The sequence below is a fragment of the Chryseobacterium arthrosphaerae genome (assembly GCF_001684965.1).
In the GTDB taxonomy this organism is placed as follows: domain Bacteria; phylum Bacteroidota; class Bacteroidia; order Flavobacteriales; family Weeksellaceae; genus Chryseobacterium; species Chryseobacterium arthrosphaerae.
In genome coordinates, this window is record NZ_MAYG01000001.1 from 959451 (window position 1) to 972610 (window position 13160).

At 37.9% G+C, this 13160-nt stretch carries 12 protein-coding genes; 1 reads left to right on the top strand and 11 read right to left on the bottom strand.

Annotation, left to right across the window (positions count from 1 at the left end; genetic code table 11):
* Positions 1–85 precede the first annotated feature (85 nt).
* The 10 genes from BBI00_RS04265 to BBI00_RS04310 form a co-directional block, all read right to left on the bottom strand.
* Positions 86–1462 carry an MATE family efflux transporter gene (locus BBI00_RS04265; RefSeq protein WP_065397604.1) on the bottom strand — a complete coding sequence of 459 codons (1377 nt, stop codon included), beginning with the start codon at positions 1460–1462 and terminating at the stop codon, positions 86–88.
* Between the two features lie 102 nt (positions 1463–1564).
* Positions 1565–2749, bottom strand: a complete 1185-nt coding sequence (locus BBI00_RS04270) for a sigma-54-dependent transcriptional regulator (RefSeq protein ID WP_065397605.1) — start codon at positions 2747–2749, stop codon at positions 1565–1567.
* A 56-nt stretch (positions 2750–2805) separates the two neighbouring features.
* Positions 2806–3465 carry a YggS family pyridoxal phosphate-dependent enzyme gene (locus tag BBI00_RS04275; protein ID WP_065397606.1) on the bottom strand — a complete coding sequence of 220 codons (660 nt, stop codon included), beginning with the start codon at positions 3463–3465 and terminating at the stop codon, positions 2806–2808.
* Between the two features lie 73 nt (positions 3466–3538).
* Positions 3539–4399 (bottom strand): polysaccharide deacetylase family protein, encoded by an 861-nt coding sequence (locus BBI00_RS04280; RefSeq protein WP_065397607.1) that lies wholly within the window; start codon positions 4397–4399, stop codon positions 3539–3541.
* Between the two features lie 346 nt (positions 4400–4745).
* Positions 4746–5474 (bottom strand): DUF72 domain-containing protein, encoded by a 729-nt coding sequence (locus BBI00_RS04285; RefSeq protein WP_065397608.1) that lies wholly within the window; start codon positions 5472–5474, stop codon positions 4746–4748.
* Positions 5475–5479: 5 nt separating this feature from the next.
* Complete coding sequence (locus BBI00_RS04290) at positions 5480–8383, bottom strand: heavy metal translocating P-type ATPase (protein WP_065397609.1); 2904 nt, start codon at positions 8381–8383, stop codon at positions 5480–5482.
* A 306-nt stretch (positions 8384–8689) separates the two neighbouring features.
* Complete coding sequence (locus BBI00_RS04295; protein WP_065397610.1) at positions 8690–9250, bottom strand: helix-turn-helix domain-containing protein; 561 nt, start codon at positions 9248–9250, stop codon at positions 8690–8692.
* On the bottom strand, positions 9247–9642 hold the full coding sequence (locus BBI00_RS04300; protein ID WP_065397611.1) for an acyl-CoA thioesterase: 396 nt from the start codon (positions 9640–9642) through the stop codon (positions 9247–9249). Before BBI00_RS04300 ends, BBI00_RS04295 begins: the two co-directional genes overlap by 4 nt.
* Before the next feature lie 98 nt (positions 9643–9740).
* The gene (locus BBI00_RS04305; protein WP_065397612.1) at positions 9741–10154 is read right to left on the bottom strand and encodes a DUF6157 family protein; all 414 of its coding nucleotides are present in this window, start codon (positions 10152–10154) and stop codon (positions 9741–9743) included.
* Between the two features lie 61 nt (positions 10155–10215).
* Positions 10216–10419: a helix-turn-helix domain-containing protein gene (locus BBI00_RS04310; protein WP_065397613.1), complete on the bottom strand. Its 204-nt coding sequence runs from the start codon at positions 10417–10419 to the stop codon at positions 10216–10218.
* A gap of 429 nt (positions 10420–10848) precedes the next feature.
* Between BBI00_RS04310 and BBI00_RS04315 the strand changes: the two genes are divergently transcribed.
* Positions 10849–11199 (top strand): RNA recognition motif domain-containing protein, encoded by a 351-nt coding sequence (locus BBI00_RS04315; RefSeq protein WP_065397614.1) that lies wholly within the window; start codon positions 10849–10851, stop codon positions 11197–11199.
* 156 nt (positions 11200–11355) lie between these two features.
* On the opposite strand, the gene BBI00_RS04320 is transcribed toward BBI00_RS04315, so the two are convergent.
* Positions 11356–13140: a DUF4153 domain-containing protein gene (locus tag BBI00_RS04320; protein ID WP_065397615.1), complete on the bottom strand. Its 1785-nt coding sequence runs from the start codon at positions 13138–13140 to the stop codon at positions 11356–11358.
* Positions 13141–13160 lie beyond the last annotated feature (20 nt).

The following is a 13160-nucleotide window of genomic DNA, read 5'->3' on the forward strand; positions in this document are numbered from 1 at the left end:
GTTTAATTTTTATTTTCATGATTAAAGATTTAAAAATAACAAAATTCAATAAAAAACGCAGAGCTAAAAAACTCTGCGTCAATTTTTACTGGTGTTCTGTTGAGATGTTCTGCTTGATTCGTTTCGCAGACATATTCAAAAATCGTTTAACAAGGAATACTGCCGATACTGTAAGCCCTAATCCCAGAGCGATCCACATTCCGAAAGCTCCCATTTCCAATGTTACACAGAAGAAATACCCTAAAGGAATGGTAATGATCCAATAGGCAATAAAGGTGTAGATAGACGGTATTTTCACGTCCTGTAAACCTCTGAGCATCCCTAAGGCTGTCACCTGAATTCCGTCAGAAAGCTGGAATAAAGCTGCAATGATCATTAGTTTTGCTGCCAGGGCAATAACTTCCACTTCTTCTTTTTTGGTGAAGAAAGTAGGCAGTATATTTCGCCCTAAGATAAATACCAATCCACAGATGCACATGAAAATAAAGGCAATCTTCAGGTTATTGATCCCGACTTTTCTTAATTCAACAAAATTCTGCTCGCCCAGCTTTCTGCCAATCATTACTGTAGAAGCTACGCTGAATCCTACACACAGGTTAAAGGTAAAAGAAGCCATGCTCAAAGCAATCTGGTGAGAAGCAATATCATGAGCTGAGATCAGTCCGCAGATGAATGCAGCTCCGGCAAAAGCGGTTACTTCAAAAAACATCTGTAAAGCGGTAGGTAAGCCGAGTTTTATCATTTTATCAAACATTTTCTTAGAGAAATCCTGTATTTTCAATGAAAAATCTTTGATATAACGTCTCGTTCTTTTCTCTTTCAGCAATACAAAATAAAGGAAAACAACCATGAAAATTCTGGAGATCAGAGTAGCCAGGGCAGATCCTTTTACGCCCATGGGAGGTATTCCCCAAAGTCCTTTGATAAATACATAGTTTAAGGCAATATTGATGATATTGGCAATAATCGTTGCTTTGGTTACTCCAATCGTATAAGATAACCCTTCAGAGACTTCGCGGAGCGTCTGAAATGCCATAAACGGGATCATACTGATCACCATAATACTTAAAAAGCTTACCGTATCAGGAATGATCTTGGCAGGCTGTCCGGAGTGGTAGAGGAGTGGCATTGCTAAAAGCAGGACCACCATCAGGATAATTCCCACAGACATATTGATTATAAAGCCATGGCTGAAAACAGAATTGATGGTTGCATGATCTTCTCTGGAATGTGCTTCTGAAACCAATGGCGGAATAGCAAACGAAAATCCGAGTGCCAGAACAAATATGGAGAAAAAAACAGCATTTCCTAATGAAACGGATGCCAGTGCATCGGCACCCAGAAGTTTTCCGACAATAATATTATCGAATAAATTTACTGAAACCTGCCCTACCTGGGTAAGCATCACAGGCAGAGCCAAAGTCAGGCATTCTTTTGTATAGTTTTTGTTTAAAAAGTTCATAATATTTTAAGATTCATATAGTTTATAATTTAAAATAGGGCAAAAAAAAATTTGCAGTGATCAACTGCAAATTTTTATAATTTATGGTGAATAATCGCTAAATTATTTCCTTACAAAACTTGCAACGTCACTTTCGGAAACAGTGTTCCCTCCAAGAATGATTAATCTTTCTACGACATTCCTTAATTCTCTGATATTTCCAGTCCAGGAAAGAGCTTTTAAAGCATCAACAGCTTTATCATCGAACTTTTTCACTGCAGTACCGTGCTCATCGGCAATCATACCGGAGAAGTGCTCAACCAACAACTTGATATCTTCTTTTCTTTCGTCCAATGGCGGAACATAAATTTCAATCACGGAAAGTCTGTGATAAAGGTCTTCTCTGAATTTACCTTCTTCAATTTCTTTCTGCATATTCTTATTGGTTGCCGCAATTACCCTTACGTCAACTTTTATTTCTTTATCGCTACCTACAGGGGAAACTTTACTCTCCTGAAGTGCTCTCAATACCTTAGCCTGAGCAATAAGGCTCATATCACCAATCTCATCAAGGAAGATTGTACCTCCGTTGGCCTGTTCAAATTTACCCTGCTTATCTTTGATCGCACCGGTAAAAGATCCTTTTACGTGCCCGAAAAGTTCAGATTCAATAAGTTCAGATGGGATAGCAGCACAGTTTACTTCTACCATTGGGCCTCTTGCACGGTCACTCTGATTGTGAATGGCGTGGGCTACCAGTTCTTTTCCGGCACCGTTAGGTCCTGTGATCAGAACTCTGGCATCAGAAGCGGCTACCTTTTCGATCATATCCTGGATCTTTTGAAGCGCAGGAGAAGTACCGATCATCTGGTATTTTTTATTTACTTTTTTCTTTAACGTTTTGTTTTCTGTCTGAAGATTTTTGTTTTCTTTCTTCAGGGATTCCTTTGCTAAAGCATTCTTCACACTGGTGATCAGTCTGTTGATGTCAATTGGCTTGGAAATGAAATCATATGCACCCTCTTTCAGGCAGGAAACAGCAGAATCGATGTCTGCGTGTCCCGAGATCATGATAAAAGTAGTTTCTGGTTTTAGGGCAAGACTTTGTTTTAAAAGCTCCGTTCCCGAAAGTTTAGGCATTTTGATATCAGAAATCACCAGTGCGAAATCTTCTTTCTCTACCTGTTTGTAACCTTCAAGGCCGTCTTCGGCGATAACAAATTCATAATCTGTAAGTTCATCCGAAAGAATACTGTGAAGTACTCCCGAGATTGCTTTTTCGTCTTCTACTATAAGGATTTTTTGCATAGTTGCAAATTTAAATTTTTTGTTTCAATTATTAGCAAAAACTGTACCTAAAAATTCTATATTGAATAGTCTCTTTTCCCAAAAATTGCAGATCCCACCCTTATCGAGTTAGCCCCGCACTCAATAGCCAACGGGAAATCATCGCTCATTCCCATTGATAAGGTATTCAGTGTTTTTAATTGATTTAATTCATCAAAAAGCCTTTTCAGAGTTAAAAATTCTTTTCTGATCTGTTGCTCATCATCCGTAAATGTAGCCATTCCCATAAGACCGGTAATTTCTGTATTCGGATATTTTCCGGCAAGGTACTGTTGGAACAGTTCTTTCGCCTCTGAGATTTCAAGTCCGAATTTTGTGTCTTCAGCAGCAATTTTCACCTGAAGAAGAACTTTAATGATTCTGTTGTTTTTACCTGACTCTTTGTTGATTTCAGCCAATAGTTTTTCAGAATCCACACTTTGGATGGTGTCTATGAACGGAGCAATATACTTTACTTTATTGGTCTGTAAATGACCGATCAGATGCCACTGAATATCTTCAGGAAGTAAGGGTGCTTTTTCCATCAGTTCCTGAACTTTGTTTTCACCAAAGACTTTCTGTCCCAGATCATAAGCTTCCTGTACGGCAGATGCCGGATGCGTTTTTGAAACAGCAACCAGCTGAACTTCTGCAGGAAGCTGATTTTTTATAGCCTGATAATTTTCTTTAATACTCATAAATGCAAATTTCCGAAATTTAGCTGACAGTTGCTAATCATGAAACGTTTTACAGGATACTTTCTGCAAAAAATCAGTTCAGCACTTCATTGATTTTCGGATATTGGGAAATCTTTCTGAAAACAAATTTATTGCTCTTCTGAAGTTTTTCAATAAACAGATCCAGTTCGTTGATGGAATCTGCATCTCTCAGATACTGATCATGGGTAAGAAACACAAGGTGTCTTGAGGTTTTTTCCAGATCATTAAGAAAAATGCTGTCTACTTTTTTAAGCATGGCTTCATGGCTTCCCTTCAGTGTCATTTTTTGGGAAGGTCTCCATTCCAGATCCCAGCCGATCACTTTATAGCCTGCTTTCTTCAGACCGTCAGCTGCTGCAGTAGTGCTTTTAATATCAGTAACGTTAATATTGTTAAGTCTCCAGATATTTCTGCCCGGAGTTCTTGCTATTTTATCATAAAGCTTCAGGCTGTCTTTAGCGATGTCAAAATCATGAACAACAGCATCGGCGTTCTTATAAAAATCTGTGTATTTGTTATGTGCGTGGGTAAAACTGTGATTTGCCAGTTCTATCAGAGGATTTCTTTTCAGAAGTTCCAGATCATTTTTTTGCCTGATGCTCCCATAGGCATGTTTTCCTACCAGAAAAGCGGTTGCACAAACATTTCTTTTGTCAAGTATTCTGAGAAGGTTTTCCGTTCCCTGATTGGGGCCATCGTCAAAGGTAAGGTAGATCACTCTTTTGTCAGAATCTACACTTTCATCGTCCATTTTGGGGACGGCATTTGCGGTGGGATTTTCCTGTGAATGGATGGAATCATTCACATCATTCTTGAAATTACAGCTGTTCAATAAAACTGAAGTTGCACTCATCAATGCAAACATCCCGAGAAGAGTCTTATTTTCTGACCTTCCCGCAAAAATTTTTCTCATAAATGTGATGGGAAATTTAAATTGTTAAAAATCGTTAAAAATAACGATTGAATGTTAACAAATTATATGCCACTTGAAGTCGTATTTTATCTTTTTAAGGTTATTTTAAGAACTTTATTTTAAGGTAAATTTTTAATAATCGGTGATTGGGAATTTACGGTTTGGGTTTCGTTAAATATTAACATTTATAAATAGTAAAACGATAGTCTTTCTCTATTTTTATTACAATAACAGCATTCTTCCTTTCTTTGGGAATTATTGTTTTTTTAACAATGCTGATAGAGGGTTCGAAATTATTTTGACAGTGCGTCAGAATTTTATAACTGTCAGGTGTGACATAGAGCATTTAACTTAATATCTTTTTTAAATACAAAGCATTTTTAATGGCAGAAGTTCCCCAGGTGTTATTGAAAAAAATATAAACTGTATGTTGCGGACCGCTGATCTTTTCAGCAAGATGATCAAGGAAGTCAGTGCTGTATTCGGACTTGTAAAGGATAGGTTTTCCGTGAAGCCTGTAATAAAGTACCTCAGGATGATTGATGATAACATCTTCCGGAAGATTACCGGGAAAGCTTACTCCTGAAAAAACAACACCCATATTTTTTAAAAGATCAAATATTTCCTGTGTCCACCAGGATTCGTGCCGGAATTCTATAACATTCAGGTAGTTGGGATCAAGGTTTTGGATGATGAGTTCCTGATGTTGGGGAGTGTTTTTAAAAGAAGGAGGAAGCTGGTATAAAAAGCCTGAAAGTTTATCTTTAAGGTGAGTCTGAATATGCTCACAGAAGGCTGTAATTTCTTCCTTTGATTCCGCCAGCCGGTTTTGGTGGGTGATCAATTTGGGAATTTTAATAAAAAACCTGAACTGATCAGGAGTTTCATCATACCACTTTGAAAGGGTTTTGCCGGTAGGTTTCCTGTAAAAGGTGGAATTGATTTCCACAGCATTAAAAACTCCGGCATATAAGGAAAGAAAATCTTTACTCGCAGCATTCTCAGGATATAATGAACCTTTCCAGTCATTATTATAAAATCCCGAACACCCTATGTAAAGATTTTCTTTTTTCATATTCTTTATTTTATATCCAGATCCACTGAGTTTAACCGCAGTGAATTCAGAATCACAGATAAGGAACTGAAGCTCATAGCAGCAGCGGCGATCATCGGTGATAACAGAATTCCAAAGAATGGATACAATAATCCTGCCGCTACGGGAACTCCCAGTACATTATATATAAATGCGAAGAATAAGTTTTCTTTGATGTTTTTAAGAAGCTTCTCGCTTAAGAGCTTTGCTTTTGCAACGCCAAGAATATCTCCTTTCAGTAATGTGATTTCTGCACTTTCAATGGCAACATCGGTTCCTGTTCCCATAGCAATTCCTACATCAGATTGCGCAAGGGCAGGAGAGTCGTTGATCCCGTCTCCGGTCATGGCTACGATTTTGCCCTGTTGCTGTAATCTTTTGACTTCATTCAGTTTATCTTCGGGAAGACAGTTGGCTTTGAAATGTTTGATCCCCAACTCCTCAGCTACAGCTTTAGCAGTATGTTCATTGTCACCGGTCATCATAATGACATCAATACCTTCGCTCATCAGCTGCTTTACCGCTTTCTTGGAGCTTTCTTTGATTTTATCTGTGAAACTGATGAATCCTAAAACCTGTTGATCCTCTGCGATATAAGAGATCGTATGCGCTTTGGACTGTACTTCTGTGGCTTTTTGTTTTAAGCTGTCCGGAATGCTGATCTGATGCGAAGTAAGAAGGTTTTCATTACCCAGGTAAGCTGTTTTGCCATTGATTTTTCCTTTTACTCCTTTTCCGGAAATATTTTCGAACTGATCTACTTTTTCTGCAGCTGTATTTTCATCCTTTGCTTTTTTGATAACGGCATTGGAAAGCGGGTGTTCCGAATTTTGATTTAATGAAAAAGCCAGCTTTAAAATCTGATTTCTATCTCCGTTATGGATTGTTTCAATATACTCTACAGATGGTTTTCCTTCCGTTAATGTGCCGGTTTTATCAGTAATCAGGACATTGACCTTATTCATCTGCTCCAGGGCTTCAGCGTTCTTGATCAGGATACCATTTTTGGCCCCTTTTCCAATTCCTACCATCAGAGACATCGGAGTTGCCAGTCCAAGGGCACACGGACATGCTACGATCAGTACTGCAACAGCATTTACGAAGGCAAACAAGCTTCTTTTTCCTTCAGGTCCGAAGAACTGCCACAGAACAAAAGTAAGTACTGCGATAAGGATCACTACAGGGACAAAAACTTTTGAAACTTTATCCGTCAGTTTCTGAATAGGAGCTTTGCTGCGGCTGGCTTCATTCACCATTTTGATGATCTGGGAAAGCAGGGTTTCATCACCTACCTTTTCAGCTTTCATAATGAATACCTGGTTGCCGTTGAGGGTTCCTGAAGAGACTTTGTCATCGGTCGTTTTTTCAACCGGTACAGGTTCTCCGGTAATCATACTTTCATCTACGATTGAGCTTCCTTCCACGATTTTCCCGTCAACCGGAATTTTTTCACCCGGTTTTACTTTTAAGAGGTCCCCGATTTTTACCTGGGAAAGAAGAACTCTTTTTTCTTCTCCGTTTACCATAAGGTTGGCTTCATCAGGCGAAAGATTCATGAGTTCTTTGATGGCATTTCCTGTTTTTTTATGCGCTGCCGCTTCCATAAGCTGTCCTAAAATAACCAATGTTAAAATAACACAGACCGCCTCAAAATACAATGGAATTTCATGATTGTGCCCCCGGATCTCATGAGGAATCATATCCGGAAAAATCAAAGCCACAATGCTGAAGATAAATGCAGCTGCAACCCCCAGTGCAATAAGGCTGAACATATTAAGATTCCATGTTTTAAAAGAAGTCCAGCCTCTTTTTAACAGGAACCAGCCGGAATAAAACATTACCGGAAGGGTAAGTGCCAACTCAATAAATCCCTGGATCTGATGTGAAAACGGAAAATTGATAAACATTCCACCCATCGAAAGAATAAAAACAGGGATGGTAAAGGCTAATGAGATGATGAATTTCCTTTTCAGGATATTGTAGGTCTCGTCCTCTTCATCCTCACCGGAATCCGGCATTCTTACCAGATCCATTCCGCAGATCGGGCAGTCTCCCGGTTCATCACGGATGATTTCGGGGTGCATAGGACAGGTATATTGTGCTGTTTTCTTTTCAGGGTATTTTACAAGGTCCATTCCGCAAACCGGGCATCCTACATTTGAGTCATAAGTTTTGTCGCCTTCACAATACATCGGGCAATAGTATCTGCCGGCCATTTCATCAGTAACTCTGGGTGCTTCATGATGATGGTTGTGGTGGTGATGGTCGTGGTGATGATTATGATTATGAGAATGAGAATGAGAATGAGAATGAGAATGAGAATGAGAATGAGAATGAGATTTTGCATTTTTTACAAGATCATTTGTGATTTCTTCCAGGTGCATATGGCATACGGGACAGTCTCCTTTTTCATCATAAACTTTATCTCCCTCACAAAACATCGGGCAGTAATATTTCCCAACACTGTCTTTAAAATTCCCGGGAAGATTGGAAGATGAATAAGTAGGCTTATGATGAGGATCTTTAGCTGTTTTTTCCTCAACAGGAACCAGGTACATTTTGCATACGGGACATCTTTCTCCCTGTTTGAAGTATACCTTTTCCCCTTCACATTCCATTGGGCAGTAATATACTGAAGACGGGGATACCCGGTCCTGAGGTTTTACAAAGGTGTTTTCCGGCTGATCCGGATCTTCCAGTCTGTATTTTCCTATTTCAGCTAAAGCATCATTTAAGGCAGATAGCTCAATTTCATGCTCGGAAGTGATGGTTGCTATATGATTTTCCAGATTAACATCGGCTGTTACCCCCTGAACACTGTTCAGTTGATTGGCTATTTTTTTCTGGCAGCCGGAACAGGTCATTCCAAGTATTTTATACTGTCGTTCCATGATTCTAAATTTATAGTACAAATTTCCAAAATGAAATTGTAAGGTTGTTATAAATTTAAGGATAATAGTTATAGAATTTGGAATGGGAGTTGGGGTGAGTGTTTTGTTGTGTTATAGAGTTTGAGAGTTGGAGGGTTAGAGGATGAGAAGGTTAGAGGGTGGAAGAGGTAAGGGAGATATCTATAGGAATTGGGACTGAAAAGTGAAAGATTTGTCTGGAAAACAGGGCATACGCTGTGGGAGTGCTTTTAAATAATTGTTCATTATTCTCAAACACTCAGATATTTACACTCTTAAACCTTATCCCTACAGGTTGTCCAGCGACTTCCGGTTGTGTTCCTTCAGTTTCTTGAACTCGGTAGGGGTAAATCCGGTGGTATTACGGAATTGGGAAGAAAGATGCTGAACGCTTTTGTAGCCAAGCTTTCCCGCAATTTCAGTAAGGTTGAATTCATTGTACAGAAGCAGTTCTTTTACCTTTTCGATCTTTTGAAGGATGAAAAACTGTTCCAGGGTAATATTCTCATTTTGTGAGAATGTTTTTGAAAGCGAACTGTAGTCTTTATGAAGTTTTGAACTTAAAAACTCCGAAAGAAGGAAGTCTTCATCAATATCAAGCTCGCTTATTTTTACAATAATCAGATTTTTGATCTTTTCTGCAAGCTGATGGGCTGAATCCATGATTCTTTCAAAGCCGGTATCAAGAAGTTTTTTCTCAATGGCCTGCATTTTTTCAGCAGAAACTTCAGTTGCTGTTTCTACTTCACCGAGGATAATGGAGGTTGTTTTTACATCTGAAGTACTGAAGATGTTTTCCACAGCAGCGATACACCTGTTGCAGACCATGTTTTTGATAAAAATTTTCATTGTCCGCTGTTTAGCCTGTCTTTTACAAATTCGATCTGTGTTTTACCATGAGGAGCCGGGTTTCCGTCACTGTCAAGGTTCACCATTACGATTTTATCAACGGTGATGATCGTCTGGTGGGTCATTTTATTCCGGACATCACATCTTAAGGTAATAGAAGAAGAACCGAAATGGGTGGCCTCAATCCCGATTTCGATAATATCCCCCTGTTTGGCAGAACTTACAAAATTGATTTCAGAAATGAATTTGGTGACTACTTTTGTATTTTCCAGCTGGATAATAGCATATAAGGCAGCTTCTTCATCAATCCATTGCAGCAGTCTTCCTCCGAAAAGAGAGTGGTTGGGATTTAAATCTTCCGGTTTTACCCATTTTCTCGTATGATAGTTCATATTTTTTAATAATTTATACCACAAATTTACTGTTAAATGCTGATGTGGTCAATAGGAAAAGTATTTATTGATCTGAAAAGAATCATTCATTTTCTCAATCATTTTCTTTTGGAACGCATGGCTTTTGTCTTTTGGACAGATGAATCCTGTAAGAATTTCTGATATTCTTCACTCTCCACAGGGTACAGGGCAATTTTTCCTTCTTCATTATGGTGAATTCCGAACCCGTATCTTTTGGCTAAAGGTGAAGATCTGAGGCAGGCCTGACCTTTAGAAAAAAATAAATTTCGAGCTTCTTCCTTTTCATTTTCTGAAAGATCATTTTTGATGGCAAAACACTCAAAGATAATGTCGTCTGATGTATACTGATAAGGATTTTTTATAAGCCTTTCATATTGAAGATTGGCCAGTGTCTTTTCCTTCTTTTCAGGAGGTATCTGAGAGTGGGAAACCGGGCAGTCCTCGGCTACTTCGATAAAAGTATTGGTGTAGTTGGTGGTGTGCTGTTTCATATCAATTGATGATGGGTGTTGAAATGTGAAGTACAAAGATCCTGATTTTTAGCTATAGATATTATTCTTTATATTCTAAAATTTCGCCCGGCTGACAGTCAAGGGCTTTGCAGATGGCTTCCAGGGTACTGAAGCGGACTGCTTTTGCTTTTCCGGTCTTCAATACAGAAAGGTTGGAAAGGGTAAGGTCTACTTTTTTGGAGAGTTCGTTCAGTGATATTTTTCTTTTCGCCATGACGACATCAAGGTTTATAATAATCGGCATACTTTATATTGTTAGTCTGTTTTCAGATTATATTGGCAAAGCTCAGGTCAATTTGAGCTTTTTATACAGGTTCTTTACTCCGTCAGGATAAAAATTGAGGGTAATGATTATGGTACATGAATCTATACATATGTTCCAGGTTACAGCGTTGATAAGCAAAGGATTTTTTGTGTTTTCATATGATCTGTATTTTTAATTGAATACAAATATCAATAAAAATTCATTGAAAAACGATAATTTTTTATTCTTTTTCAATGAATGCTGTTTTTTGGATTCAACATAATGTGAGAAATACATAAAAAAAGCTTTGATTTGAAATTTTTAATTGTATCTTGCATACGTTTATATTTGGAATCAATATTTGTTCATTAATTTATGTTGTTTTTCTTTTATATACCAAATTTTTATTAATTTTTTAATTTATTCAAAATGAACATTTTTGTTTCAAACATCAATTACGCAACTAAAGAGTATGAGTTGCACGATCTATTCGCAGAATTTGGAGATGTATCATCAGCTAAAATCGTTACAGACAGAGAAACTGGTCGTTCCAGAGGTTTCGGTTTCGTAGAGATGGGTGATGATGAAGGAAAGCAGGCTATTGAAGCTCTTAACCAAAAAGAATTCAACGGAAAAACCCTAAATGTATCTGAAGCTAAGCCAAGAGAAGAAAAACCTAGAAGAAGCTTCGATAACAACAGAGGTGGAGGTTATGGTAACAACAATAATAGAGGCGGAGGCTATGGTAACAACCGTGGCGGAGGCGGAAATCGTTGGTAAAAATATGAAGCGGCTTTTAGCCGCTTTTTTTATTGAATATATTTCAGTTAAACCTCTTTTTTGATGATTCTTTTTCAGGATCAGGAATTAAGAATGATAAACTGAATCAAAAAAATAAACTGTTCCGACTCCGGAGCAGTTTATTTTTTTATGTACTTACTGCTTTGGTTTTATCAGGAGATAGGCATTATCATAGTAAATGTTGATGTGATGGTCATAAGGGAATTTTTCCCGCACAATTTCATTAAGGATAAGCCTGATATGGTATTTTCCCAAATCCGATTCCATAGAAATATCCGGGACTTTTACGATACCGGTTTTATTTTTGTTGTCCTCAAGCAGTTTCATCACCTGCGGACCAAAATCTATTTCTTCGGTGTTTAATTTTAATTTCAATGATGACTCTTTTTCTAACAGGTTTGTTACTTCGAAAGTATCTCCGTTGACTTTCTGAGGTCCTTTTTTATAGGGAGTAAAGTTGAGAAGGTATTGATAGCTGCCAATTTCTATGGCTTGTTTTTCGGAGGTGATAACGAGTCGCATGGTTTCATCCCAGATATCTTTTGATGTTTTTTGAACATTGGTAAATTTGTTCTGAATGGTATTTCTTATGTTGTAAAAATTGCCGCTTTCCATCGTATCAGCCAGCTCTTTCCCGTCTTTTTTATTCAGAAAGCCATATAAAAACTCATTCTGTTTTCTTTCAGCCAGAAACTCAAATTTATCTGCAATTTCATTACGCACCGTATCGGTAATTTTCTTCTGGAAATCCAATTTTCCGTTATGGATCAGCTGATGTTGATTCAGCACCTTTAAAAGTTCTTTTTTCTGACTTCTTTTTGCGACACTGAAAGCATTGAAATAAGGAAATATTAAAGCAAAAGTTCCCAATAAAAATAAGCTGACCGGGATGAATTTAATCGTAGCTCTTTTGCCTGATATAAAATAAACAACAGTACTTAAAAGCCATAAGGCAAGCAGGAGTACAAAATATCTCGGCTCTGTATATCCATACTCTAAAATTCTTGTGAAAATAGCCGTAAAAAGCAAAATAATCAGAGGAATAATGGTATAATAGAATGCTTTGGAAAATATTCTGACCCAGGATTTTGCATTTTCTGCTCTCAGGGGATACACAAGAAGCAATGCCAAAATACCCACAATACTATACGCTAGAATCAGATAAGAAACCCAGCCTCTCGGAAGTTCCCAGCTGATCAGGATTTTAAATGAATAAAAGTAAAGTATAGCAGCATAAATAAGCAGTAAGGGGATCAGGATAAACTGAGTGAAGAATTTCAGAACTACAGGATAGGGGCTCTCTTTTTCAAGGGTGCTTATTCCTTTTTCATTAAATAAAAGAAAAATAAAACAGCTTCCGGAAATGGCAAGAACGGAAAAAGTATCTGTATAAACTTTGCCGTTGAAATTAAAATCAAAGAGTTTATCGATTGCCAGAATAGCCAGCTCAACACCGCCTGTCAGTATACCTGTAAATACAGCGGTAAGGAAGATATTGACAAAAAGATTTTTATTGTACTGCCAGAATCCTGATTCCTTATTCTTCTCTAAAAACGGAATGAAAGAAACCAGAAGGTGGGTGAGAAGAACGGTAACTGCTATAATGTAAAAGTGGATGTCGGTAAAATTTTTCTGTTTATCCGGCAGAATGTAATAGAAACCGATAAGAAAAGCGATTGCCGAAACTTGTAACAGCAGCTCTTTCCCTATTCTCTGTGAAAGCATTTTCATCGCAAACATCAGGGAAATTCCCATGGCTGCACAGATCGTGAATTTTGTAAAGACGGTGGAGTGTTCCGTGTTACTCTCAGCAATGCAGATTGCACCTGCTGAAGCTAATAAAGCCATGGTCAAAACCAACGGGTAGCGGAAGACTGTTTCATTAGCCCGGCTTAGGGTTTCGTAAAATTTTGATTTCATGATTTGGTGTTGGGGTGATT

Excerpts from the sequence above, each read along its gene's own strand:
- BBI00_RS04265 (WP_065397604.1), bottom strand. The coding sequence starts at position 1,462 with ATGAACTTTTTAAACAAAAACTATACAAAAGAATGCCTGACTTTGGCT.
- BBI00_RS04270 (WP_065397605.1), bottom strand. The coding sequence starts at position 2,749 with ATGCAAAAAATCCTTATAGTAGAAGACGAAAAAGCAATCTCGGGAGTA.
- BBI00_RS04275 (WP_065397606.1), bottom strand. The coding sequence starts at position 3,465 with ATGAGTATTAAAGAAAATTATCAGGCTATAAAAAATCAGCTTCCTGCA.
- BBI00_RS04280 (WP_065397607.1), bottom strand. The coding sequence starts at position 4,399 with ATGAGAAAAATTTTTGCGGGAAGGTCAGAAAATAAGACTCTTCTCGGG.
- BBI00_RS04285 (WP_065397608.1), bottom strand. The coding sequence starts at position 5,474 with ATGAAAAAAGAAAATCTTTACATAGGGTGTTCGGGATTTTATAATAAT.
- BBI00_RS04290 (WP_065397609.1), bottom strand. The coding sequence starts at position 8,383 with ATGGAACGACAGTATAAAATACTTGGAATGACCTGTTCCGGCTGCCAG.
- BBI00_RS04295 (WP_065397610.1), bottom strand. The coding sequence starts at position 9,250 with ATGAAAATTTTTATCAAAAACATGGTCTGCAACAGGTGTATCGCTGCT.
- BBI00_RS04300 (WP_065397611.1), bottom strand. The coding sequence starts at position 9,642 with ATGAACTATCATACGAGAAAATGGGTAAAACCGGAAGATTTAAATCCC.
- BBI00_RS04305 (WP_065397612.1), bottom strand. The coding sequence starts at position 10,154 with ATGAAACAGCACACCACCAACTACACCAATACTTTTATCGAAGTAGCC.
- BBI00_RS04310 (WP_065397613.1), bottom strand. The coding sequence starts at position 10,419 with ATGCCGATTATTATAAACCTTGATGTCGTCATGGCGAAAAGAAAAATA.
- BBI00_RS04315 (WP_065397614.1), top strand. The coding sequence starts at position 10,849 with ATGAACATTTTTGTTTCAAACATCAATTACGCAACTAAAGAGTATGAG.
- BBI00_RS04320 (WP_065397615.1), bottom strand. The coding sequence starts at position 13,140 with ATGAAATCAAAATTTTACGAAACCCTAAGCCGGGCTAATGAAACAGTC.